20 protein-coding genes and 1 riboswitch are annotated in these 23,270 nt (G+C 61.0%); of the genes, 12 read left to right on the top strand and 8 right to left on the bottom strand.

Annotation, left to right across the window (positions count from 1 at the left end; genetic code table 11):
* Positions 1-104: 104 nt before the first annotated feature.
* Positions 105-2,102 (bottom strand): transketolase, encoded by a 1,998-nt coding sequence (gene tkt / locus MJP36_RS04300; protein WP_090368286.1) that lies wholly within the window; start codon positions 2,100-2,102, stop codon positions 105-107.
* 272 nt (positions 2,103-2,374) lie between these two features.
* On the opposite strand from tkt, the gene MJP36_RS04295 reads away from it, so the two are divergent.
* From MJP36_RS04295 to MJP36_RS04275, 5 genes are all read left to right on the top strand, one after another.
* The gene (locus tag MJP36_RS04295; protein WP_060753408.1) at positions 2,375-3,370 is read left to right on the top strand and encodes an ArsR/SmtB family transcription factor; all 996 of its coding nucleotides are present in this window, start codon (positions 2,375-2,377) and stop codon (positions 3,368-3,370) included.
* Positions 3,371-3,389: 19 nt separating this feature from the next.
* The gene (gene metK, locus MJP36_RS04290) at positions 3,390-4,580 is read left to right on the top strand and encodes a methionine adenosyltransferase (protein ID WP_060753409.1); all 1,191 of its coding nucleotides are present in this window, start codon (positions 3,390-3,392) and stop codon (positions 4,578-4,580) included.
* Between the two features lie 220 nt (positions 4,581-4,800).
* Positions 4,801-5,151 carry a hypothetical protein gene (locus MJP36_RS04285; RefSeq protein ID WP_060753410.1) on the top strand — a complete coding sequence of 117 codons (351 nt, stop codon included), beginning with the start codon at positions 4,801-4,803 and terminating at the stop codon, positions 5,149-5,151.
* Between the two features lie 95 nt (positions 5,152-5,246).
* Positions 5,247-6,911: an NAD-dependent DNA ligase LigB gene (ligB, locus tag MJP36_RS04280; protein WP_244384941.1), complete on the top strand. Its 1,665-nt coding sequence runs from the start codon at positions 5,247-5,249 to the stop codon at positions 6,909-6,911.
* A 69-nt stretch (positions 6,912-6,980) separates the two neighbouring features.
* Positions 6,981-7,376, top strand: a complete 396-nt coding sequence (locus MJP36_RS04275) for a DUF1090 domain-containing protein (protein ID WP_060753412.1) — start codon at positions 6,981-6,983, stop codon at positions 7,374-7,376.
* Positions 7,377-7,382: 6 nt separating this feature from the next.
* Here the strand turns inward: MJP36_RS04275 and MJP36_RS04270 are convergent, their stop codons facing one another.
* The gene (locus MJP36_RS04270; RefSeq protein WP_198763231.1) at positions 7,383-7,832 is read right to left on the bottom strand and encodes a c-type cytochrome; all 450 of its coding nucleotides are present in this window, start codon (positions 7,830-7,832) and stop codon (positions 7,383-7,385) included.
* 128 nt (positions 7,833-7,960) lie between these two features.
* On the opposite strand from MJP36_RS04270, the gene mltA reads away from it, so the two are divergent.
* On the top strand, positions 7,961-9,142 hold the full coding sequence (gene mltA / locus MJP36_RS04265) for a murein transglycosylase A (protein ID WP_244384940.1): 1,182 nt from the start codon (positions 7,961-7,963) through the stop codon (positions 9,140-9,142).
* Positions 9,143-9,277: 135 nt separating this feature from the next.
* Here the strand turns inward: mltA and MJP36_RS04260 are convergent, their stop codons facing one another.
* Complete coding sequence (locus MJP36_RS04260; protein WP_198763232.1) at positions 9,278-9,664, bottom strand: MAPEG family protein; 387 nt, start codon at positions 9,662-9,664, stop codon at positions 9,278-9,280.
* Positions 9,665-9,848: 184 nt separating this feature from the next.
* On the opposite strand from MJP36_RS04260, the gene MJP36_RS04255 reads away from it, so the two are divergent.
* Positions 9,849-11,108, top strand: a complete 1,260-nt coding sequence (locus tag MJP36_RS04255; protein ID WP_060753416.1) for a cation:proton antiporter — start codon at positions 9,849-9,851, stop codon at positions 11,106-11,108.
* Here the strand turns inward: MJP36_RS04255 and MJP36_RS04250 are convergent.
* From MJP36_RS04250 to MJP36_RS04240, 3 genes are all read right to left on the bottom strand, one after another.
* Positions 11,102-11,989: a formate/nitrite transporter family protein gene (locus MJP36_RS04250; protein WP_090368272.1), complete on the bottom strand. Its 888-nt coding sequence runs from the start codon at positions 11,987-11,989 to the stop codon at positions 11,102-11,104. The two genes, MJP36_RS04255 and MJP36_RS04250, sit on opposite strands and share 7 nt — an antisense overlap.
* A 72-nt stretch (positions 11,990-12,061) precedes the next feature.
* A complete protein-coding gene (locus tag MJP36_RS04245) occupies positions 12,062-13,960 on the bottom strand; it encodes a patatin-like phospholipase family protein (RefSeq protein WP_244384939.1) in 1,899 nt (632 codons plus the stop codon).
* Between the two features lie 89 nt (positions 13,961-14,049).
* On the bottom strand, positions 14,050-14,454 hold the full coding sequence (locus MJP36_RS04240) for an acyl-CoA thioesterase (RefSeq protein ID WP_060753419.1): 405 nt from the start codon (positions 14,452-14,454) through the stop codon (positions 14,050-14,052).
* A 198-nt stretch (positions 14,455-14,652) separates the two neighbouring features.
* Positions 14,653-14,759, top strand: a riboswitch (S-adenosyl-L-homocysteine riboswitch).
* A 21-nt stretch (positions 14,760-14,780) separates the two neighbouring features.
* Between MJP36_RS04240 and ahcY the strand changes: the two genes are divergently transcribed.
* From ahcY to rhlE2, 4 genes are all read left to right on the top strand, one after another.
* On the top strand, positions 14,781-16,190 hold the full coding sequence (gene ahcY, locus MJP36_RS04235) for an adenosylhomocysteinase (RefSeq protein ID WP_060753420.1): 1,410 nt from the start codon (positions 14,781-14,783) through the stop codon (positions 16,188-16,190).
* Positions 16,191-16,370: 180 nt separating this feature from the next.
* Complete coding sequence (gene metF, locus MJP36_RS04230; protein WP_060753421.1) at positions 16,371-17,216, top strand: methylenetetrahydrofolate reductase [NAD(P)H]; 846 nt, start codon at positions 16,371-16,373, stop codon at positions 17,214-17,216.
* A 195-nt stretch (positions 17,217-17,411) separates the two neighbouring features.
* Entirely contained in the window at positions 17,412-18,215 is an 804-nt protein-coding gene (locus MJP36_RS04225; RefSeq protein WP_060753423.1) for a substrate-binding periplasmic protein, read from the top strand.
* Between the two features lie 221 nt (positions 18,216-18,436).
* Positions 18,437-20,308: an RNA helicase RhlE2 gene (gene rhlE2 / locus MJP36_RS04220; RefSeq protein WP_090368265.1), complete on the top strand. Its 1,872-nt coding sequence runs from the start codon at positions 18,437-18,439 to the stop codon at positions 20,306-20,308.
* A gap of 68 nt (positions 20,309-20,376) precedes the next feature.
* On the opposite strand, the gene MJP36_RS04215 is transcribed toward rhlE2, so the two are convergent.
* Together MJP36_RS04215 and MJP36_RS04210 are read right to left on the bottom strand one after the other, a co-directional pair.
* Positions 20,377-20,976, bottom strand: coding sequence for a YceI family protein (locus tag MJP36_RS04215; protein ID WP_244384938.1), 600 nt, complete (start codon positions 20,974-20,976; stop codon positions 20,377-20,379).
* Between the two features lie 32 nt (positions 20,977-21,008).
* Positions 21,009-21,560 carry a cytochrome b gene (locus tag MJP36_RS04210; RefSeq protein ID WP_244384937.1) on the bottom strand — a complete coding sequence of 184 codons (552 nt, stop codon included), beginning with the start codon at positions 21,558-21,560 and terminating at the stop codon, positions 21,009-21,011.
* A gap of 272 nt (positions 21,561-21,832) precedes the next feature.
* Between MJP36_RS04210 and MJP36_RS04205 the strand changes: the two genes are divergently transcribed.
* Positions 21,833-23,239, top strand: a complete 1,407-nt coding sequence (locus tag MJP36_RS04205) for an adenosylmethionine--8-amino-7-oxononanoate transaminase (RefSeq protein ID WP_244384936.1) — start codon at positions 21,833-21,835, stop codon at positions 23,237-23,239.
* Positions 23,240-23,270: the final 31 nt, after the last annotated feature.

The following is a 23,270-nucleotide window of genomic DNA, read 5'->3' as shown; positions in this document are numbered from 1 at the left end:
CGCCGCCTTCGCGAGCAAGCCCGCTCCCACACTTGAAATGCATTCCAAATGTGGGAGCGGGCTTGCTCGCGAAGAGGCCGGCACAGCCACTTCGATCTACAGCCTTAGTCTTCCAGCAGCTCTTCAGCCTGGCCCAGGATGTTCTCCAGGGTGAAGCCGAACTCTTCGAACAGTGCTGGCGCCGGCGCCGACTCACCGTAGGTGGTCATGCCGATCACGCGGCCTTCCAGGCCCACGTATTTGTACCAGTAGTCGGCGTGAGCCGCTTCGATGGCAATGCGCGCGCCGACTTGCAGCGGCAATACCGATTGCTTGTAGCTCGCGTCCTGGGCTTCGAACACGCTGGTGCAAGGCATCGAAACAACACGAACCTTGCGGCCTTGCTCGGTCAGCTTGTCATAAGCCTGAACCGTGAGGCCCACTTCGGAACCGGTGGAGATCAGGATCAGTTCCGGCTCGCCGGCGCAGTCCTTGAGCACGTAGCCGCCGCGGCTGATGTCGGCGATCTGCGCGTCGGTACGCACCTGGTGCTGCAGGTTCTGACGCGAGAAGATCAGCGCCGATGGGCCGTCCTTGCGCTCGATCGCATGCTTCCAGGCCACCGCGGATTCCACCGCGTCGGCAGGGCGCCAGGTGTCCAGGTTCGGCGTGGTGCGCAGGCTGGTCAGTTGCTCGACCGGCTGGTGCGTCGGGCCGTCTTCGCCCAGGCCGATGGAGTCGTGGGTGTACACATGGATCACACGCTTCTTCATCAGCGCGGCCATGCGCACGGCATTGCGTGCGTATTCCATGAACATCAGGAAGGTCGCGCCGTAAGGCACCAGGCCGCCGTGCAGCGACACGCCATTCATGATGGCGCTCATGCCGAATTCGCGCACGCCGTAGTACATGTAGTTGCCGCTGGCATCTTCAGCCGAGACACCTTTGCAACCTTTCCACAGGGTCAGGTTGGAACCGGCCAGGTCAGCCGAACCGCCGAGGATCTCAGGCAGCAGCGGGCCGAAGGCATTCAGGGTGTTCTGGCTGGCTTTACGGCTGGCGATGGTCTCGCCCTTGGCCGCGACTTCGGCGATGTAGGCCGAGGCTTTTTCCGCGAAATCGGCAGGCAGGTCACCGGCAAGGCGGCGTACCAGTTCGTTGGCCAACTCAGGGAACTGGGCGGAGTAGGCAGCGAAACGCTGATCCCATTCGGCTTCAGTGGCCAGGCCTTTTTCCTTGGCGTCCCACTCGGCATAGATGTCGGCAGGAATTTCAAAGGGGCCGTGGTTCCACTTCAGCGCTTCGCGGGTCAAGGCGATTTCCGCGTCACCCAGCGGGGCGCCGTGGCAGTCTTCCTTGCCTTGCTTGTTCGGCGAGCCGAAACCGATGGTGGTCTTGCAGCAGATCAGGGTTGGCTGCGCGCTCTTGCGAGCGGTGTCGATAGCGGTCTTGATTTCTTCCGGGTCGTGGCCGTCGACGTTGCGGATCACCTGCCAGTTGTAGGCTTCGAAACGCTTCGGGGTGTCATCGGTGAACCAGCCTTCGACTTCGCCGTCGATGGAAATGCCGTTGTCATCGTAGAAGGCAATCAGCTTGCCCAGGCCCAGGGTACCGGCCAGGGAAGCGACTTCGTGGGAAATGCCTTCCATCATGCAGCCATCACCCAGGAACACATAGGTGTGGTGGTCGACGATGTCGTGGCCAGGGCGGTTGAACTGTGCGCCCAGTACTTTTTCAGCCAGCGCAAAGCCGACGGCGTTCGCCAGGCCCTGGCCCAGGGGGCCGGTGGTGGTCTCCACGCCTGGGGTGTAGCCGAATTCCGGGTGGCCCGGAGTGCGGCTGTGCAGCTGGCGGAAGCTCTTGAGGTCATCGATGGTGACGTCGTAGCCGGTCAGGTGCAGCAGCGAGTAGATCAGCATCGAGCCATGGCCGTTGGACAGCACGAAGCGGTCACGGTCGGCGAACGACGGGTTGCTCGGGTTGTGCTTCAGGTAGTCACGCCAAAGTACCTCGGCGATATCCGCCATGCCCATCGGGGCACCGGGATGGCCGCTGTTGGCTTTTTGCACGGCATCCATGCTGAGGGCACGAATGGCGTTGGCACGCTCACGACGGCTGGGCATCGCTGATCTCCTGGGGATTTTGAATAGACAATGAATAAAAGAAACGGAAAAAAGGACCGGCATTTTCCCTCAGCCACCGCCTGCGGGCAATGACAGATAGTCACTTGGCGGTGTTTTTCCTGTGCTTTAAGCGGCAATCGCCTGCAGAAACCTTTCACCGGTTCGTCCCAAGACTATACCGACTGCTTATAACCGCCACTTATCGTTCAATATCAAAACTTTTTGATATTGACCTTGCGGGGACCTCCCCCCACCACTAGACTGCTGGCCTTATGAACCTACCCGTGCCCTCCCTGCGCCCCGACGACGGCGATGAACTGGCAGCCTTGTGCAAGGCCGCTGGCGATCCGTTGCGCCTGAACGTATTGCGTGCACTGGCCAACGACTCCTTCGGCGTACTGGAACTGGCGCAGATCTTCGCCATCGGCCAGTCGGGCATGAGCCACCACTTGAAGGTGCTGGCCCAGGCCGAACTGGTGGCCACCCGCCGTGAAGGCAATGCGATCTTCTACCGCCGCGCCCTGCCCCACACCGAGCTGCTCGGCGGCAAGTTGCACGCGGCCTTGCTGGAGGAAGTGGACAACCTCGGGTTGCCGTCGGATGTACAGTCGCGTATCGCTCAAGTGCACGGGCAACGCGCCGCTGCCAGCCAGGACTTTTTCTCAAGGGTAGCCGAGAAGTTTCGCGCCCAGCAGGACCTGATCGCCGGTTTGCCCCAGTACCGCGAGAGCGTACTGGCGTTGTTGGACAAGCTGAGCTTCAGTGAAGAGGCGAGCGCACTGGAAGTCGGCCCTGGCGATGGCGGTTTCCTGCCGGAGCTGGCGCGCCGCTTCAAGCAGGTCACCGCGCTGGACAACAGCCCGGCCATGCTCGAGCTGGCGCGCCAGTTATGCGAGCGCGAGGCACTGGGCAATGTCAGCCTGCAGTTGGCTGACGCCCTGAATCACACCAGCCTGCGGGCCGACTGCGTGGTACTGAATATGGTCTTGCACCATTTCGCCGCCCCCGCCGACGCCCTCAAGCAAATGGCCGGGTTGCTGCACCCCGGCGGTAGCCTGCTGGTTACGGATCTATGCAGCCACAACCAGAATTGGGCCAGGGAGGCCTGCGGTGATCTCTGGTTGGGTTTTGAACAGGACGATCTGGCCCGTTGGGCCACCGCTGCGGGACTCGTTCCCGGGGAAAGCCTCTATGTAGGTTTACGTAATGGTTTCCAGATCCAGGTTCGCCACTTTCAGCGACCGGCTGGCGACACTCACCATCGGTAAATATCAGGAAAACATCGAGATGAGCGAATACTCCCTTTTCACCTCCGAGTCCGTGTCTGAAGGGCATCCGGACAAAATCGCCGACCAGATTTCTGATGCGGTGCTGGACGCCATCATTGCTCAAGACAAGTTCGCCCGCGTGGCGTGCGAGACCCTGGTGAAAACCGGTGTAGCGATCATCGCTGGCGAAGTGACCACTTCGGCCTGGGTCGACCTGGAGCAGATCGTCCGTGATGTGATCACCGACATCGGCTACAACAGCTCCGACGTCGGCTTCGACGGCGCCACCTGCGGCGTGATGAACATCATCGGCAAGCAGTCCCCCGACATCAACCAGGGCGTGGACCGTGCCAAGCCGGAAGATCAAGGCGCGGGCGACCAGGGCCTAATGTTCGGCTACGCCAGCAACGAGACCGACGTGCTGATGCCGGCACCGATCACCTTCTCGCACCAGTTGGTACAGCGCCAGGCCGAAGCCCGTAAATCCGGCCTGCTGCCATGGCTGCGCCCGGACGCCAAGTCCCAGGTGACCTGCCGCTACGACGGCGGCAAGGTGGTCGGTATCGACGCTGTTGTATTGTCGACCCAACACAACCCGGACGTGTCCTACGCCGACCTGCGTGAAGGCGTGATGGAACTGATCGTCAAGCACGTGCTGCCTGCCGAACTGCTGAGCAAAGACACCCAGTTCCACATCAACCCGACCGGCCAGTTCATCATCGGTGGCCCGGTGGGCGACTGCGGCCTCACCGGTCGCAAGATCATCGTCGACAGCTACGGCGGCATGGCCCGTCACGGCGGTGGCGCGTTCTCGGGCAAAGACCCATCCAAGGTTGACCGCTCGGCGGCCTACGCCGGTCGTTACGTGGCCAAGAACATCGTCGCCGCCGGCCTGGCCGAGCGTTGCGAGATTCAAGTGTCCTACGCCATCGGTGTAGCGCAGCCTACGTCGATCTCGCTGAATACTTTCGGCACCGGCAAGATCAGCGACGACAAGATCATCAAGCTGGTACGCGAAATCTTCGACCTGCGCCCTTACGCGATCACCACCATGCTCGACCTGCTGCATCCGATGTACCAGGAAACCGCAGCCTATGGCCACTTCGGCCGTACACCTGCACAGAAGACCGTCGGCGACGACACCTTCACCACCTTCACCTGGGAAAAAACCGACCGCGCCAACGACCTGCGCACCGCTGCCGGTTTGTAATCGCTCGCAGTACCCAAGGCCCCGCCGGTTAGCCCGGCGGGGCTTTTTATTGCCCGCAGGTTTACGCACAACGGTCAAATATTTTGGATCCAAACCTTGCAGGCCAAATAATGGCCCTCTAGAATCCGCGCCCTCTCGGGCCCTTCACCTCCATCTGGATATTGCACTGCGCCCGCCCGGGACGGATAAGCGCGCAGGCAATCGAACATTGAGGTTTTTCATGCGCATTTCCACGCTCGCCCCTGCCGCCCTTTTGCTCAGCCTGTTCACCCTGCCGGCTCACGCCGCAGACCTGAGCGCACTGAGCGGTGCCCTGAGCTCCCAACTGGGCGGCGGTAATTCCGGCGATTGCCAGCAACACGCCAAAGACCTGCAAGCCAAGATCGATGCCGCCAACGCCCAGAACGACGTTTTGAAAGTGAAGGCCTTTGAGGCTGCGCTGGAACAAGTCAACAAAGGTTGCAACAAACTCGCCGAATCCCAGGCCAAAGTCGACGCCAGCCAGCAAAAGCAGCAGGCCAAGGCACAGAACAACGACGCGGTGAAAGCCTTGGGCGGGCTGTTCAAGTAAGCCGAAACACCCAGTAAAAAGCCCCGCTCGTTCGGGGCTTTTTTGTGGCTGCGTGGATCACTTAGGCTGGGCACCCTTTTCGAGCAAGGATGCTCATGATGCGCTTGCTGATGGTTTTACTGCTGAGTGCTCTACCTTTTTGGGCCACGGCCGAAGACTGCACCAACCGGACCCGCTCACAGTTCGACGCCCTGGCCAGGCAAATACACCTGTGGGATGACCGTTACCACCGCCTCGGCCAATCCCCCGTCAGTGACGAGCTCTACGACCAGGCCCGCCAGCGCCTGAGCCGGTGGCGCGAATGTTTTCCCCAACCCACATCGGACATCGACTCACCCCTGGCCAGTTCACGGGGCACGCAGCCTCATCCGGTGGTACACACCGGCCTCGAAAAGTTGCTGGATGAATCGGCCGTCGGCGACTGGCTTGGGCACCGCCAAGACGTCTGGATTCAACCCAAGGTCGACGGCGTGGCGGTTACATTGGTGTATCGCAACGGGCGCTTGAGCCAAGTCATCAGTCGCGGCGATGGCGTGCTCGGCCAGGACTGGTCCGCCTCCGCCAGCAAGATCGCCGCGATCGTCCAGCAACTGCCGGAGCCCATCGATGTCGTGTTGCAAGGCGAGCTTTACTGGCGCCTGGATGCACACGTGCAGTCGGCACAGGGCGGGCTCAATGCCCGCAGCAAAGTAGCCGGCCTGATGAACCGCCACCAGTTGAGTGACGTCGAAGCCGCCGGAATCGGCCTTTTCGTCTGGGCCTGGCCAGAAGGCCCGGCCAGCTTCTCCGAGCGCCTGGCGACCCTGGCACGCTGGGGTTTCAGCGACAGCGAACGTTACAGCCACCCTATCAAACACATCAGCGAAGCCGCGCATTGGCGCACTTATTGGTACAACCAACCTCTGCCCTTCGCCAGCGATGGCGTGGTGTTGCACCAGGCCGCGCGCGCACCCGCCGAACGCTGGCAAGTCGCCGCACCTTACTGGGCAGTCGCCTGGAAGTACCCGGCCGCCAAGGCCCTGGCACTGGTCCGCAAGGTGCAATTCAAGATCGGTCGCACGGGGCGCATCACTCCCATTCTGGAACTAGAACCCGTGCGCCTGGATGATCGGCAGATCAGCCGGGTCAGCGTCGGCTCCCTCATGCGCTGGCAAACCCTGGATATCCGCCCCGGAGACCAGGTGTCCATCAGCCTGGCCGGCCAGGTGATCCCACGATTGGACGAAGTCATCCTGCGCAACAAGACCCGGGTGCAAGTGCAAGTGCCCGACGCCCACGCGTTCCATGCCTTGAGCTGCTGGCAACTGGACCCCGGCTGCGAGGAGCAGTTGCTCGCGCGCCTGACCTGGCTCAGCAGCAACCAGGGCCTGGCTTTACCGCATATGGGCCGCGAGACCTGGAACATATTGATCCAGGCCGGTCTAATCGCAGGCTTTCTCGATTGGTTAACCCTGGATGCGACAGAGCTTGCTAACATTGACGGCTTCGGCGACCGCAGCCGTGCGCGGGTGCTCGACAACATCCTCAGCGCCCGGCAACGCCCTTTTGCACAATGGCTCAAAGCCCTGGGCGTACCGCCCTCGGCACGCAACAACCTGGAAGGCGGCTGGCATACCCTGGCTGCCCGGGACACACAAGCCTGGCTCGCCACCGACGGCATAGGCCCGGGTCGCGCCGCGCAACTCAGCGCTTTTTTTCACGACCCGCAAGTGCAGGCGCTGGCTCAAACATTACGTACGGCCGGAATAGACGGGTTTTGAACCCAGGCCAACTACCTTTAACCCCGGCAGAATTCATCCTGCCATCGGATCGCGACTTTGGAGTTCCACATGAATTTTTTCGCCCCCCTCGCCCTATTGACCGCCGCAAGCTTCATGACCACACCGTTGCTGGCAGCCGAAGAAGACTCACCACTCACCGGCTGCGCCGCCAAGCGCCAGGCCATCAGCACGCAGATCGAACAAGCCAAGGTGCACGGTAACAGCGAGCAGCAGGCCGGCCTGGAAAAAGCCCTGAGCGAAGTCACCACCCACTGCACTGACGCCTCCTTGCGCAAAGAACGTGAAAACAAAGTGCTCGACGCCAAGCACGAAGTCAGCCGCCGTCAGGCCGACCTCGACAAGGCGATGAAAAAGGGTGACGCCGACAAGATCAACAAGCGCAAGGACAAGCTCGCCGACTCGCGCAAAGAGCTGCAGGACGCCGTGGAAGAACTCGACAAATAAAACCGGTCAATGGTCTCGGAACTGCTTATGGCAGGCGGAGCAGGCATCTTCGACTTTCTGCACGGCAGGCCCCAGGTTGCTGGCTTTGTAAGGCTGGACTTGGCTGGCGATCACCAGTTCACCGGTGGCCGCCTCAAGGTTACGCGCCAGCTCCTGGAAACGGGCCTGTTGTTGCCACACGTTATCCTTGGCGCTGGTATGGTCTTCTTCACGCACGCTTGGGAAATGTTTCCACGGTTCGTGGGACAACGCGTCCAGCTTGACCGCACCTTCGGCAAACTTTGCACCGTCGAACGGAATGCGTCCGCGCAACATGCCACCCAGGTCTTCGCCAGTCTTGAGCATCTGCTTGAAGATCGCCTTGCGCTGACCCAGCGGCGAGTTCGGATCAACACCGCCACAGGCGGACAACGTCAGGCAGGCCAGCAATACCACGGTCAGTTTTTTAAAAGTCATGATGGCTTCAAGGTCACGGGAACGGCGGCCAGTATCCTCGCCCCGCCCGCAAAGACCAATAGCCCTATTAATAATAAGGGTTGCCCGCTGGCGTGAATGCACGGGTGACCGCTTCAGGAATTGCTTGTATGAATCTCACCTTCAAACCTTGGAGCCGCCTGGCGTGGGCTCTGCCGATCATCGCGCTGCTGGCGGGCTGTGACGGCGGCAAAGACGCCAATCAACCGCAAGCCCCCAAACCCCATGCTATCGCCACTTATGTGAGCGCGCCGTGGGAAGCCTTGCCAAGCGTGTCCGACAGCGACCTGCTGGCCGGTTTTGAATCCTGGCGCAGTGCCTGCCAACGCCTCAAGGCCGACCCGGTGTGGGGTGCGACCTGTGCGGCCGCAGTGAGCGTGCCGGGCAATGCCGAGGCGGTTCGCGATTTTCTCAAGGAACGCCTGGATGTATTTGGCCTGCGCTCGGCCGACAACACTCCGAACGGCCTGATCACCGGCTACTACGAGCCGGTCTACCCCGGCAGCCTGACCGAAACCGCCACGGCCCATGTGCCGGTGTATGGCGTACCGGACGACCTGATCATCGTCAACCTGGAAAGTATCTACCCCGAACTCAAGGGCAAGCGCCTGCGTGGTCGCCTGGAAGGTCGCGTACTCAAGCCCTATGACGACGCCGGCACCCTCAACAGCCAAGGCTCGACCGCCAAGCCGATTGCCTGGCTGACGAACCCGATGGACCTGCAGTTCCTGCAAATCCAGGGCTCGGGGCGTATTCAACTGGCAGGCGGGCGCCAACTACGCGTGGGCTACGGCGACCAGAACGGTTACCCCTATCGCCCGATCGGACGCTGGCTGGTGGAGCAAGGCGAACTGAAAAAAGACGATGTGACCATGGGCGCCATCAGCGCCTGGGCCAAGGCCCATCCACAGCGCATTCCGGAACTGCTGGCGAGCAACCCCAGCTACGTGTTCTTCAGCGCCCGCCCCGACAGTAACGAAGGGCCACGGGGTTCTTTGAATGTGCCGTTGACGGCCGGTTATAGCGTGGCCGTTGATCGCAAGGTCATTCCGCTCGGCAGCCTGTTGTGGCTGTCGACGACCAAACCCGATGGTTCACCGATCTCAAGGCCTGTCGCCGCGCAAGACACGGGCGGCGCGATCACGGGTGAAGTGCGTGCGGACTTGTTCTGGGGCACGGGGGATGCGGCGGGTGAATTGGCCGGGAACATGAAGCAACAGGGGCAGATCTGGATGTTGTGGCCTAAAGGTGCTGCATTGCCACAGGTGCCGGACGCACCAGCCGGCACCTGATGCTGACCTATGGCGAGGCCGCCCCAAACCAGGCACCTGAGCTCTGCCTGGAAGAATGCGGTGCCTGGATTAGGGCGGCTTCGCCACCCATCGCGAGGCAAGCCCGCTCACTACATCAGGGGTTTGCGTCGGGCGTCAGATCGAGACAAAGAAGAAACTCGCAATCAACGCCATGCCCACGAACCACACCAGCGAACGCAACATCGCCCAGTCCGCCAGGTAGCAAATGATGTACAGCAGGCGACTGGTGATAAACAACACGGCCAGCACGTTGATCGTCACCAGCGACGCCGTACCGGCCAGGTGCGCAATAATCACCGCCGCGGCGAATGCCGGCGTCACCTCGAAGCTGTTCAGTTGTGCGTTGTGGGCGCGTCTTGCTAACCCTTCCAAGGTGTCCAGGAAAGCACGTGGGTCGTGGTTCTGCCGCGGTCCGAATTTGCCGCCGCTGAACTTGGCCACTCCCGTGCACAGGTAAGGTAGGAAAATCGCGATCAATACACACCAGAATGCCACCGTCATCACAGATTCCTTTTGTTGTTTTAACCAGCGGTTAGAGTTTTAGCACCAAACATTCGCGACCGCACTCACCCGCTATGAGCCCTGTCGAACCGAAAAGGTTCTATCCAGCGCTTGCAACATCCCACCGCTGCTGCGGTCCATCCACCCACTGACGAACGATCCAAACCACTTCCAAGGACCCCGGATGCTTGAACTTGTCGCCGCTTTCATTTGCCTCACCACACTGCTCACCTATGTGAACTTCCGTTTTATCGGCCTGCCGCCCACTATTGGCGTGATGGTCACGGCCCTGCTCTTCTCACTGATCCTGCAAGGGCTCAGCGTGCTCGGCTACCCTGGCCTGGAAGACCGCATCCAGCAACTGATCGGCCAGATCGACTTCGGCGACTTGCTGATGAACTGGATGCTGTCGTTCCTGTTGTTTGCCGGCGCCTTGCACGTCAATTTGAACGACCTGCGCAGTTACCGCTGGCCCATCGGCCTGCTGGCAACCTTCGGCGTGTTGATTGCTACCGTGGTGATCGGCAGCCTGGCGTATTACATCTTTGCCCTGTTTGGCTGGCACGTGAGCTTCCTCTACTGCCTGTTGTTCGGCGCGCTGATTTCCCCCACCGACCCGATTGCGGTGCTCGGCGTACTGCGTACCGCCAACGCCTCGAAACCCTTGAAAACCACCATCGTCGGCGAATCGCTGTTCAACGACGGCACAGCGGTCGTGGTGTTTACCGTATTGCTGGGCATCGCGCAGTTGGGCGAAACCCCGACCGTGGGTGCCACAGCCATGCTGTTCGCACACGAGGCATTGGGTGGCGTGGTGTTCGGCGGCTTGATTGGTTACCTGGTGTACCTGATGATCAAAAGCATTGAACAGCATCAGGTCGAAGTGATGCTGACCCTTGCCCTGGTCATCGGCGGCTCGGCGATGGCCACCGAACTGCACGTCTCTGCACCGATTGCGATGGTGGTCGCGGGGCTGATCATCGGCAACCTGGGCCGCAAGCTGGCAATGAACGACATGACCCGGCGCTACCTGGACGGTTTCTGGGAACTGCTCGATGACATGCTCAACGCCCTGCTGTTTGCGCTGATCGGCATGGAGCTGTTGCTGCTGCCGTTCAACTGGCTGCATGTATTGGCGGCAAGCTTGCTGGCCGTGGCGATCCTGCTGTCGCGCCTGCTGACGGTGGCTCCCGCGATCCTGCTGCTGCGTCGCTGGCGCAGCGTGCCGCGTGGCACCATCCGCATTCTCACTTGGGGCGGCTTGCGCGGCGGCGTTTCGGTGGCATTGGCCCTGGCCTTGCCGCTGGGCCCGGAACGCGACCTGTTGCTGAGCATCACCTACATCGTGGTGCTGTCATCGATCCTGCTGCAGGGCTTGAGCATCGGCAAGCTGGTCAAGCATGTGACCCAGGGCGAACCCGAGGCCACACCCGAACCTCACTGATCCTTGTTGATGGGCTGCGGATGCCTTGGGTCCGCAGCTTGTTTGCCGGGCAGGCTGCCTTCGCTGCGGATCTGCGCATGGCTGATCAACGCAAAGATGAAGCTGCCACCGATGATGTTGCCGGCCAGGGTCGGGCCGGCAAATACCAGCCAGAAGTCATGCCACGACAGTTCACCGGCAAACACGAGGTAGGACACTTCCGCCGACCCCACCACGATATGGGTGAAGTCGCCCAGCGCCATCAGGTAGGTGATCAGAACGATGATCCAGATCTTGGCGCTTTCCATCGACGGGATCATCCACACCATGGTGGCGATCATCCAGCCGGAAACGATGCCCTTGGCGAACATCTGGCCGGCGTCGTTCTCCATGATCTTGCGCCCGATCTCGAGGAAGGCAAGGTCGGTCTTGCTGTCGAAGATCGGCAAGTGCAGCATCACGTAGGCAACCAGCAAGGTGCCGCACAAGTTACCCACCAGCACCACGGACCACAGCCGCAGCAGCCGACCCGCATTGTTCAGCGTAGGTTTGCTCATCACCGGCAGCACGGCGGTCAGGGTGTTCTCGGTGAACAGTTGCTGGCGTGCCAGGATCACCGCGAGGAACCCCGCGCAGTAGCCGAAACTGGCGATGACCTTGAAGGCTTCGCCCTCCGGCAGGCGCGAGTTGAGCAGCCCCATGGCCATCAATGACAACCCCATGGTCAACCCGGCTGCCAGCGCCGACCACCACAACGCCGCAACGTTGCGCTCCAGTTCCTGGTCGCCCTGGGTACGGATGATTTCATGCAGCACAGCCGCACGGGGCGGCTGGTTTTTGTCTACGTCCTGCTGCTCTTCCTGCGACAGGTTGGGGGTCTTGCCGTCTTCGGGGGTGGCCATGATCTACAGTGTCCTTAGGGGGTTCCTGTAGCTACGACACGCCGCAACGATGGCTGTTCAGTGGCACCGTATTTAAACCGGAATGCGCCAGGCCTTGGCCATTTCAACGGTGGTCGACCTGACCGGCTTGCTCCAGGGTTTATTGCGCGCACCGTATTGCTCAATGATGCCGTCGAGTACGCGGTTGAACTCGGCGGGCGTGGTCGCATCGGCCAAGTCACGCGCCGAGCGCTGCAATAACTCAAGATTGGCCTTCGATTGGCCCGGGCGGTGCATTGAGGGGTAAATCACTTCACGCGTGAAATTCTCGACTTTCACCGCGATATCGCGTCTTTTCATCTCAGCGACGGCACTGCTCATCACTTTGGACAGGGGCGAAGCCTGTTTGGCAGCCACTTGCAGCAACTGCTGGAAGTTGCGCTGGCCCGGCGCATTCAAGCGCTGCGCCAGCCACTCGATGTGCTCAGGTTTACGGGCCAGCGCGTCCAGGTTACGCAAGGCTGCCGCCACTTTGGGCGTGACCTTGAGGGCGCCACCGGCTTGATTGGCCTCGCTGATGGCGCTGTCCAATGCCTGCAAGGCTTGTTGTGCATGCCTGCGAAACATCAGCACCTGTGCGGCAGCCGGGTCTTTCTGGAGTTCCGTTTGCACGCCGGCAAGCAGTTCATCGTCCATCGCCAGCACCGCACTTTCCAATGAGGGAAACTCGTGCGTTTCACGCGCCTGCGCACGCTGATCCAGATGCCCTGCGACCGCTTGCCGGCTGCGTGCCTGCAGCTCCTTTTTCTGTTCGGGGGTCATGGTGAAGTTGACCGTACCGTTGAGCAGGCCGCGAAAGTCACCTTTGTTGGTTTTCAGCGGCAAGGTCACCGTCTGATCGCGATACGCCTTGAGTCGCTGCTCCTGATAAGCGCCCGCTGCGGCGTGGGGCGTACCGGTAAAGCGGTCGACCAAATGACTGAAGAATCCCCCACTTTTTTTCGGCCCTGCTGCTGCGGACTCAAACTCGACGACCAGCGACTCGGGCCGATTCAACGGGCCCTGCGCAACGGCGCCGCCGATCACCCCCGGCGCGGGCGTATTGGCCAGCAGGCCACCGTCCTGAAACGCCGTGATCTGAGCCTGTGCCTGGAATGCATGGCCTTGCTCCTCAGGGCTTTTGAACAGCCCCGGCAAGGCACCCGAGATACGCGCTGCCCGGGCAATGTCCATATCCGGAGTGAGACTGGCGTTGAACACAACCAACTGCGGCCGCCCATCGAACATGCCCGTGCCGGTGATATTGAGTGACTTGATCGCCGGGATATGCCGGCTCAACACCTCCAGATCGCGGAACGTCGGCGCACCACCGGCTCTGAGCCTGGCGGCGATCTTCATCACCTCGGCGGGCGGCTTGGCCCCGGGCATTGCGGCGATATGGGCGAGGATCGACTTACGCGACTCGTTGCGTATCATCTCCTCCAGCGGCGAGGCCTCGGTTTGCAGGCGCGGCAACAGGGTCAGCAGCAGTTGGGAAATGTTTCCGGCGGCGCCAGGCAGACGCCCGGCGAGCTTGCCAAGTTCGGAACTGATGGTTTGCAGCCAGGCCGTCACCGGGTCCTGGCTATTGAGCAGGCTGGGCAGGTCGATACTGTTCGACAACTCACCGAACGCCTGCGCGCCCATGCCGCTGGCGATCAGCGTCGCGGAAATCGCTCCGGCCGATGAGCCGGAAATCACTTTGACGCCAGGGAGCTTATTGGCCTGCTCGAGCGCCTGTAGCACTCCGGGGAAAGCGATACCCTTCGCACCGCCACCACTGAGCACAAGATGGCTCACCGCCGGCGGCGACAGAACCACTTTTACGCGGCCATCGCTGTAACGATGAAGGCTTAACTTGCGCGGGCCCACCTCTTTGAGCAGAGGCGTCTTCACCGCCTGTTCGAGCGCTTGAGGAAACGAAGATTGGACAGGCGAGGTTGACACTTTCATACACGGGGCTCTCTCTACAGGGTGTAGGCCTGAGTGATAAGAGAGCCACGCAAAGATCCTTACGGAATAACCCGGTAAAGATTCAACACCTACCCCGCGACGGCGTCGTCCTGGAACTGGTCCTTCACGTATTTGATCTCGGTACGCCCATGGGGCGCAGGCAAGCCATCTTCGCCGAGGTTGACGAACACCATTTTTTCCACGGTGAGGATACTTTTGCGGGTGATCTTGTTGCGCACTTCACAGGTCAGGGTGATGGAGGTGCGGCCGAACTCGGTAGCCGTGATGCCCAGTTCGATGATGTCGCCCTGGCGCGAAGCGCTGACGAAGTTGATTTCGGAAATGTACTTGGTCACCACGCGCTGGTTGCCCAGTTGGACAATCGCGTAGATGGCCGCTTCTTCATCGATCCAGCGCAGCAGGCTGCCGCCGAACAGGGTGCCGTTGGGGTTGAGGTCTTCAGGTTTTACCCACTTGCGGGTGTGGAAGTTCATGGTCACTCCAAAGCGTCTTGCCGAATGATGGGTGACATCATGGCAGAGCCTGGGCTCTGGCTCTATGAGCCATTGCCTATCAACCCCATGAGCGATCTTCATATGACCGACGGAAAGGCTTGGGAAGTCAGGCGCACACGGCTATAATCGCCACCGTTTCAAAACGGTCATCTACGATTGATACCGTTCTCCCGCCACCTGTCCGAGGGGCGCTGCAGCAGGTTCAACCTGTCAGGCTCGGATGGGGCGTTGTCCGGCCTGGTTGCCCTGGCCTGATACTAAACGCACAACGGCGCCCATTCGCACACTACGAATGGAGGCTCTTCATGAGCGCTGTCAACACGCCTGCAGATTTCAACGACTACAAAGTCGCCGACATGTCCCTCGCTGCCTGGGGCCGTCGCGAAACCTTTATCGCCGAATCCGAAATGCCTGCCCTGATGGGCCTGCGTCGCAAGTACGCCGCTGAGCAGCCGCTCAAGGGCGCGAAGATTCTCGGCTGCATCCACATGACCATCCAGACTGCCGTGCTGATCGAAACCCTGGTTGCCCTGGGTGCCGAAGTACGCTGGTCGTCCTGCAACATTTTCTCGACTCAAGACCAGGCCGCTGCCGCGATCGCTGCCGCCGGTATCCCGGTATTCGCCTGGAAAGGCGAGACCGAAGAAGAGTACGAGTGGTGCCTGGAGCAAACCATCCTCAAAGATGGCAAGCCTTGGGATGCCAACATGATCCTCGACGACGGCGGCGACCTGACCGAGCTGCTGCACAAGAAATACCCGGCCATCCTGGACCGCGTCCACGGCGTGACCGAAGAAACCACCACTGGCGTACACCGCCTGCTGGACATGCTGGCCAAGGGCGAGCTGAAAATCCCGGCCATCAACGTCAACGACTCGGTGACCAAGAGCAAGAACGACAACAAGTACGGCTGCCGTCACAGCCTGAACGACGCCATCAAGCGCGGCACCGACCACCTGCTGTCGGGCAAGCAAGCCCTGGTGATCGGCTACGGTGACGTGGGCAAGGGTTCGTCCCAGTCGCTGCGTCAGGAAGGCATGATCGTCAAAGTCTCCGAAGTCGACCCGATCTGCGCCATGCAAGCCTGCATGGACGGCTTCGAAGTGGTTTCGCCGTTTATCGATGGCGTCAATGACGGCACCGAAGCGAGCATCGACAAGGCCCTGCTGGGCAAGATCGATCTGATCGTCACCACGACCGGCAACGTGAATGTTTGCGACGCGAACATGCTCAAAGCCCTGAAGAAGCGTGCTGTTGTCTGCAACATCGGTCACTTCGACAACGAGATCGACACCGCTTTCATGCGCAAGAACTGGGCATGGGAAGAAGTGAAGCCGCAGGTACACAAGGTTCACCGTACCGGTGCCGGCGATTTCGACCCGCAGAACGACGACTACCTGATCCTGCTGGCTGAAGGCCGCCTGGTTAACCTGGGCAACGCCACCGGCCACCCAAGCCGCATCATGGACGGCTCGTTCGCCAACCAGGTACTGGCGCAGATCTTCCTGTTCGGCCAGAAGTACGCCGACCTGTCGCCGGCCCAGAAAGCCGAGCGCCTGACGGTAGAAGTACTGCCGAAGAAACTCGACGAAGAAGTGGCCCTGGAAATGGTCCGCGGCTTCGGCGGCGTTGTGACTCAACTGACCAAGACCCAGGCCGACTACATCGGCGTGACCGTTGAAGGTCCGTTCAAGCCGCACGCTTACCGCTACTGATTTGCCTGCTGCCCGCTCTCTACTCACGGGAGAGCGGGCTTTATGTGGGAGGGGGCTTGCCCCCGATGGCGGTAGCACATTCAACAGCTCTGTTGACTGAACGACTGCTATCGGGAGCAAGCCCCCTCCCACATTGACGGTGTACACCTCCCGGCATTTTGAGTTTCCAAGGATCCGACCATGTCCCAAGACCGTCGCTACAGCTTCGAGTTCTTCCCGACCAAGACCGATGCTGGGCATGAAAAACTGATGGCCACTGCTGAGCAACTGGCCCGCTACAACCCTGACTTCTTCTCCTGCACCTACGGTGCCGGCGGTTCCACCCGCGACCGTACGATCAACACCGTGCTGCAGCTGGAAAGCCAAGTCAAAGTTCCCGCCGCTCCGCACTTGTCGTGCGTGGGCGACAGCAAGGCCGACCTGCGCAGCCTGCTGACCCAATACAAGCAAGCCGGCATCAAGCGTATCGTCGCCCTGCGTGGTGACCTGCCGTCCGGTATGGGGATGGCCAGCGGTGAACTGCGCCACGCCAATGACCTGGTGAGCTTCATCCGCGAAGAAAGCGGCGATCACTTCCATATCGAAGTGGCGGCTTACCCGGAGATGCACCCTCAGGCACGTAACTTCGAAGACGATCTGCGCAACTTCGTACGCAAGGCCAATGCCGGCGCCGACAGCGCGATCACCCAGTACTTCTTCAACGCCGACAGCTACTTCTACTTCGTCGAGCGTGTACGGGCCATGGGCGTGAACATCCCAATCGTGCCGGGCATCATGCCGATTACCAACTACAGCAAGCTGGCGCGTTTCTCCGACGCTTGCGGCGCTGAAATCCCACGCTGGGTGCGCAAGCAACTGGAAGCCTATGGTGATGACGTCAAGAGCATCCAGGCGTTCGGTGAACAGGTCATCACGCAAATGTGCGAACAATTGTTACAAGGCGGTGCGCCAGGACTGCATTTCTATACCCTGAACCAGGCTGAACCCAGCCTCGCCATCTGGAACAACCTCAAGCTGCCACGCTAACGCTTGCCCGGTTGTGCCAAGGCCCTCGTCCAGACGAGGGCCTTTGTCGTTTTACGTAGCCACGGAACTGCGAAATCCGCCCCACCTCCGATCAAGGCCCATGCCCACTTGATGGACGCTGCGGCGAAATAGCTCGCGCCGCCAATGCGCGTGCCAGAGCTTCTCTTTAGGGCTGGAGCGTCGTAATCTCCCGGCATGCCTGTCATTTTAAAGCTGTTGACTGCTGCGCTTTTCGCTTGCCTGAGCCTGGCCGCTTACGGCGAGAAGCTGCGCATTGTCACTGAGCCTTGGACGCCCTACGTCTACGACGACAACGGCACCATGCGCGGGCTCGACTATGAAACCACGGTGACCGTGTTCCAGCGCCTGGGGGTGGATGTGCAATGGCAGTTCCTGCCCTGGAAGCGCTGCCTGGCAATGCTCGACCAAGGCCACGCCGATGGTGCGCTGGATATTTTCCACAGCCACGACCGCGATGCCCTGCTGCTTTACCCCAGCGAGCCGTTATCGGAGGTCGAGTTCGTGCTGTTCTACGCCAACGAACGCCCTCACCCCGCCAAGACCCTGGACGAGTTGCGCGGCCTGACGGTCGGCATCTCGCCAGGCTACCTGTATGGCAGCGCCTTCAGTGACTCCACAGCCTTCAACCGCGAACCCGCTCCCAGCCACGAAGCCAATTTCGGCAAACTCATGCTGGGGCGCATCGACCTGCTGATCACTGACCGACGCGTGGGAATGCATGTGATCAAGGACCTGGGCCTGGAAGGCAAGGTCAGCCAGGCACCGCTGGTGGTCAGTCGCCAGCAGCAATTTCTGGCCGTACGCCGTGGCGCGGGCATGGACCTGCTGGTGCAACGTTTCGCCGCCGAGCTCAAGCGCTTCAAACAAGAGCCGGCCTATGCCGTATTGAGCGCAAAATACGGCGATGCCCACCTGCACACCACCCCGATTACCACGCCCGCAGGAACCGTTGAGCAGCAGGAAAGCAGCGCGCAGTGATTGCTCTGTTATACTCCGGCCTTTCCGCCAGGCTTACGCCCGGCCGCTGAGGTCTTGAAAAAGGCACCTAACCCAGCTACTGCGCAGCTTTCAGCCCGCGCGAGCCGGTGGAGTGCCCGCCAGACGCAGCAGGACCGGACGGGGTTGCGCTCCCCTAAGCGCCATTCACGCCCGGCAAGATTATCCCTTTGGGCCAAGCCCTAACTAAAACAGGATTACTCATGTCCTTTGCTTCCCTCGGTCTCTCCGAGGCTTTAGTCCGCGCCATCGAGGCTGCGGGCTATACCGAGCCTACTCCGGTGCAACAGCGGGCCATTCCCGCCGTGTTGCAAGGTCGCGACCTGATGGTTGCGGCACAGACAGGTACTGGTAAAACCGGTGGTTTCGCCCTCCCGATTCTGGAGCGGTTGTTCCCCAACGGTCACCCGGACAAATCCCAGCGTCACGGCCCGCGCCAACCGCGCGTACTGGTCCTGACCCCAACCCGCGAACTCGCAGCCCAGGTGCATGACAGCTTCAAGCTGTATGCCCGCGACTTGAAGTTCGTCAGTGCCTGCATCTTCGGCGGCGTCGGCATGAACCCGCAGGTTCAGGCCATGTCCCGGGGTGTTGACGTGCTGGTGGCATGCCCGGGTCGCTTGCTCGACCTGTGCGGTCAAGGCAGCGTCGACTTGTCCCACGTCGAAATCCTCGTACTGGACGAAGCCGACCGCATGCTCGACATGGGCTTTGTCCATGACGTGAAAAAAGTCCTCGCCCGTCTGCCGGCCAAGCGCCAGAACCTGCTGTTCTCGGCGACGTTCTCCCAGGACATCACCGCCCTGGCCGGCAAGCTGCTGCACAACCCGGAGCGCATCGAAGTCACGCCACCGAACACCACGGTCGAGCGTATCGAGCAACGTGTGTTCCGCCTGGCCGCCAGCCACAAGCGTGCATTGCTGGCCCACCTGATCACCGCCGGCGCCTGGGAACAGGTGCTGGTGTTCACCCGTACCAAGCACGGCGCCAACCGCCTGGCCGAGTACCTGGACAAACACGGCCTCACCGCCGTCGCCATCCACGGCAACAAGAGCCAGAACGCGCGCACCAAGGCCCTGGCCGACTTCAAGGCCGGCACCGTACGCATCCTGGTTGCCACCGACATCGCCGCCCGAGGCCTGGATATCGACCAGTTGCCGCACGTGGTCAACTTCGAACTGCCTAACGTCGACGAAGACTATGTGCACCGTATCGGCCGTACCGGCCGCGCCGGTCGTTCGGGTGAAGCCATTTCCCTGGTTGCACCGGACGAAGAAAAACTGCTGAAAAGCATTGAGCGCATGACCAAGCAGAAGATCGCCGACGGCGACCTGATGGGCTTCGATGCCAGCGCCGTAGAGGCTGAAAAGCCTGAAGCGCGCGAGCGTCCGGACGTGCGCAACCCACGCAACCCACGCGGTCCTAAGGGCGATGGCCCGAACGGCGGCGGTGGTGGCGGCGGGCGTCGCGACAAGGGCAAAGACAAGGGCAAGGAAAAGTCCGCGAGCAACGGCCGTGGCGAACGCCCAGCCCGCGAGCAGAAGCCCCGCGAAGGCACCCCGGCCCGCGAACAGCGCCAGCCGAGCCAGCCGCCCCGCGCCGCAGCCGACCGTGCTCCGGACGAGTTCCTGGACGACGATATCGATAACTTCGGTAACCGCGTCGACTACGTGCCCCAGGCCAAACCGGCCCAGGGCCGTGGCCGCCGCCCAGGTGCTCCGGCACAGGGCGCGGGCGCTCCGCGCAGCGGCCAGCCTCAAGGCGGCCGCCAGAACGGCCCACGCAACAGCAGCGGCGGCACCGCCGGCACCCCACCAGCCAAGCGCAATGGCGGACGTAATGGCGCATCACGTGACGGCCAGGCCCGTCGCGAAGATTCGCGTAACCGCCGCCCGGCCCGTGACGACCAGCCTCGTTCGTCTGAACCTGCCGTGCAGAACCCGCGTGGTGGCCCGGCGCCGAAGATCATCCACAAGGAGTCCAAAGCCGACCGCTTCCCGACACCCGAGCAGTTGGATCAACTGCCAGGCCGTCCTCGTGGTGAAAAACCAGCGCTGCTGACCCGCAACCGCTGAGTTTTCAAGCCCCATAAAAAATGCCCCGCATCGAAAGATGCGGGGCATTTTTGTATGCGAGGCGAAAATTACTTCGCTTTCACACCTTCAAAGGTGATGTACAGATTAACCACGTCGGACTGTGGACCTACGTCCATGCCACCTGGATTGAACTCCTTGCGGCTGATCGAGGTGGTCCCTTCAAAGCCGGCACGGTAGCCGCCCCATGGATCCTTGCCTTCGCCCAGGAACGTAGCCTTGACCACGATAGGCTTGGTCACGCCGTGGAAGGTCAGGTCGCCCGCCACATCGGCAGTCTGCTTGCCATCAGCATTCTTGCCGGTTGGCTTGACGCTGGTGGAAACGAACTTGGCGTCCGGGAATTTGCCCGACTCCAGGAAGTCCTTGCTGTTGACGTGCTTGTCACGTTCAGCATGGTTGGTGAACACACTGGCAGTGCGCACATTGACTTCGATCTTGGCGTCTTCAGGCTTGGCCGCGTCAAAACTGAACTTGCCGTCCAGGTCCTTGAAGGTACCGGTGATGTAGCTGTAGCCCAGGTGGCTGATCTTGAAGTCGACGAAGGCGTGCTGGCCTTCTTTGTCGATCACATAGTCGGCAGCCATTGCCGAACCTGCGGACAGCAGGACCGAACCGATTGCCAGAGCGGCGAGAGTCTTTTTCAACATGCTTTCTATTCCTTGTGAGTCGAGGTTGAACATCAGGCTTTGCGCCCCAGCATTCGCGTCAGGGTCACATCACGATCGATAAAGTGGTGTTTCAATGCAGCCACGCCATGCAAACCGGCGAAAACCACCAGCACCCAGGCCAGGTACAAATGCACCACACCCGCGGTATCTGCCTGGTCCGGTAGACCGGAAACCAAGGCAGGAATTTCAAACAGGCCAAACACCGGGATACCGACACCATCGGCGGTGGAAATCAGGTAACCGGCAATCATCACGGCAAACAGCCCGACATAGAGAAACGCGTGGCCAAATGCGGCCCCCATACGGGTCAGGCGGCTATAGCTGGCCAGCGGTGGTGGCGGCGGGCTGATCAAGCGCCAGACGATCCGCACCAGCATGATGGCAAACAGCGTGATGCCGATGCTCTTGTGCAAATCCGGAGCTTCTTTGCGCCAGGCGCTGTAATAGTCGAGACCGACCATCCACAAGCCCAGGGCGAACAAACCAAACACCACCAGGGCAACGCCCCAGTGCAAGACCATACTGACCCAACCATAGCGGGCCTCTGAATTGCGTAGCTGCATGTACTTAATCCCGTAAGAGCTGTGCCAAGCCTAGCGATTTACCTATCGAATTAAAGCGGAAAATTTTGCTTTGAAATATCAAGAAATACGATATTGAGAGTAGGCAGATTAAATTAACAAGGGATTAAGGACTATCCAGAAGAAACGTGACAGACCGTCCTGTGTTTACTGCCTATTCGCACGTAATGGGTTGTGACACGGCCGCCCATTGCATAGGCTTGCGCGATTGTTTCGCCTGCGTGGTGCGCAGGACCGCTTCGAGGAGAAAACCGATGGGCTTGAACAACCAGTGGATGCAACGCGACCTCGCGGTGCTGTGGCATCCCTGCACCCAGATGAAAGACCACCAGCAATTGCCGCTGATCCCCATCAAGCGCGGTGAAGGCGTGTGGCTGGAAGACTTCGAAGGCAAGCGCTACCTCGACGCCGTCAGTTCCTGGTGGGTCAATGTGTTTGGTCACGCCAACCCACGCATCAACCAGCGCATCAAGGATCAGGTCGACCAGCTTGAACACGTGATCCTCGCCGGTTTCAGCCACCAGCCGGTGATTGAGCTGTCCGAGCGCCTGGTGCAAATGACGCCTGAGGGCCTGACCCGGTGCTTCTACGCCGATAATGGATCGTCCTGCATCGAAGTCGCGCTGAAAATGAGCTTTCACTATTGGCTCAACCGGGGCCTGCCGAACAAGAAGCGCTTCGTCACCCTGACCAACAGCTACCACGGTGAGACCATCGCCGCGATGTCGGTAGGCGACGTGCCACTGTTTACCGAAACCTATAAGGCGCTGCTGCTCGACACCCTTAAAGTGCCCAGCCCGGACTGCTACCTGCGCCCTGAGGGCATGAGTTGGGAAGAACACTCGCGCACTATGTTCCAGGCCATGGAACAGACCCTGGCGCAGCACCATGAAACGGTCGCCGCCGTCATCGTCGAGCCGCTGATCCAGGGCGCCGGCGGCATGCGCATGTACCACCCGGTCTACCTCAAGCTGCTGCGCGAAGCCTGCGACCGCTACGGCGTACACCTGATCCACGACGAAATCGCCGTGGGCTTCGGCCGCACCGGCAGTATGTTCGCCTGTGAACAGGCCGGCATCCGCCCGGACTTCCTGTGCCTGTCCAAGGCCCTCACCGGCGGCTACCTGCCGCTGGCCGCCGTGGTCACCACCGAAGACGTGTACAGCGCGTTCTACGACGACTACCCCACCCTGCGCGCCTTCCTGCACTCCCACAGCTACACCGGCAACCCGTTGGCGTGCGCGGCGGCCCTGGCCACCCTGGATATTTTCGAAGAAGACAACGTCATCGAAAACAACCACGCCCTGGCCCAGCGCATGGCCAGCGCGACTGCGCATCTGGTTGACCACCCCCACGTCGCGGAAGTCCGCCAGACCGGCATGGTGCTGGCCATCGAGATGGTCCAGGACAAAGCCACCAAGACCGCCTACCCCTGGCAGGAACGCCGTGGCCTGAAGGTATTCGAACATGCCCTGGAACGTGGCGCGCTGTTGCGGCCACTGGGCAGCGTGGTGTATTTCCTGCCGCCCTATGTGATTACGCCACAGCAGATCGACTTCCTCGCCGAGGTGGCCAGCGAAGGCATCGATATTGCGACCAACAGCCGCGTCAGCGTGGCGGTGCCCAACAACTTCCACCCCGACTTCCGCGACCCCGGCTGACTGATCGTTCCCGCGCTCTGCGTGGGAACGC

The organism is Pseudomonas palleroniana, assembly GCF_022836895.1.
Taxonomy (GTDB): Bacteria; Pseudomonadota; Gammaproteobacteria; order Pseudomonadales; family Pseudomonadaceae; genus Aquipseudomonas; species Aquipseudomonas palleroniana.
Note: the sequence above shows the minus strand (reverse complement) of the source record. Positions and strands in the feature narration are given on the sequence as shown.

Excerpts from the sequence above, each read along its gene's own strand:
- metK (WP_060753409.1), top strand. The coding sequence starts at position 3,390 with ATGAGCGAATACTCCCTTTTCACCTCCGAGTCCGTGTCTGAAGGGCAT.
- MJP36_RS04295 (WP_060753408.1), top strand. The coding sequence starts at position 2,375 with ATGAACCTACCCGTGCCCTCCCTGCGCCCCGACGACGGCGATGAACTG.
- MJP36_RS04205 (WP_244384936.1), top strand. The coding sequence starts at position 21,833 with ATGGGCTTGAACAACCAGTGGATGCAACGCGACCTCGCGGTGCTGTGG.
- MJP36_RS04255 (WP_060753416.1), top strand. The coding sequence starts at position 9,849 with ATGCTTGAACTTGTCGCCGCTTTCATTTGCCTCACCACACTGCTCACC.
- MJP36_RS04260 (WP_198763232.1), bottom strand. The coding sequence starts at position 9,664 with ATGACGGTGGCATTCTGGTGTGTATTGATCGCGATTTTCCTACCTTAC.
- ahcY (WP_060753420.1), top strand. The coding sequence starts at position 14,781 with ATGAGCGCTGTCAACACGCCTGCAGATTTCAACGACTACAAAGTCGCC.
- MJP36_RS04210 (WP_244384937.1), bottom strand. The coding sequence starts at position 21,560 with ATGCAGCTACGCAATTCAGAGGCCCGCTATGGTTGGGTCAGTATGGTC.
- tkt (WP_090368286.1), bottom strand. The coding sequence starts at position 2,102 with ATGCCCAGCCGTCGTGAGCGTGCCAACGCCATTCGTGCCCTCAGCATG.
- metF (WP_060753421.1), top strand. The coding sequence starts at position 16,371 with ATGTCCCAAGACCGTCGCTACAGCTTCGAGTTCTTCCCGACCAAGACC.
- MJP36_RS04225 (WP_060753423.1), top strand. The coding sequence starts at position 17,412 with ATGCCTGTCATTTTAAAGCTGTTGACTGCTGCGCTTTTCGCTTGCCTG.
- MJP36_RS04240 (WP_060753419.1), bottom strand. The coding sequence starts at position 14,454 with ATGAACTTCCACACCCGCAAGTGGGTAAAACCTGAAGACCTCAACCCC.
- rhlE2 (WP_090368265.1), top strand. The coding sequence starts at position 18,437 with ATGTCCTTTGCTTCCCTCGGTCTCTCCGAGGCTTTAGTCCGCGCCATC.
- MJP36_RS04275 (WP_060753412.1), top strand. The coding sequence starts at position 6,981 with ATGAATTTTTTCGCCCCCCTCGCCCTATTGACCGCCGCAAGCTTCATG.
- MJP36_RS04285 (WP_060753410.1), top strand. The coding sequence starts at position 4,801 with ATGCGCATTTCCACGCTCGCCCCTGCCGCCCTTTTGCTCAGCCTGTTC.
- ligB (WP_244384941.1), top strand. The coding sequence starts at position 5,247 with ATGATGCGCTTGCTGATGGTTTTACTGCTGAGTGCTCTACCTTTTTGG.
- mltA (WP_244384940.1), top strand. The coding sequence starts at position 7,961 with ATGAATCTCACCTTCAAACCTTGGAGCCGCCTGGCGTGGGCTCTGCCG.
- MJP36_RS04245 (WP_244384939.1), bottom strand. The coding sequence starts at position 13,960 with ATGAAAGTGTCAACCTCGCCTGTCCAATCTTCGTTTCCTCAAGCGCTC.
- MJP36_RS04270 (WP_198763231.1), bottom strand. The coding sequence starts at position 7,832 with ATGACTTTTAAAAAACTGACCGTGGTATTGCTGGCCTGCCTGACGTTG.
- MJP36_RS04250 (WP_090368272.1), bottom strand. The coding sequence starts at position 11,989 with ATGGCCACCCCCGAAGACGGCAAGACCCCCAACCTGTCGCAGGAAGAG.
- MJP36_RS04215 (WP_244384938.1), bottom strand. The coding sequence starts at position 20,976 with ATGTTGAAAAAGACTCTCGCCGCTCTGGCAATCGGTTCGGTCCTGCTG.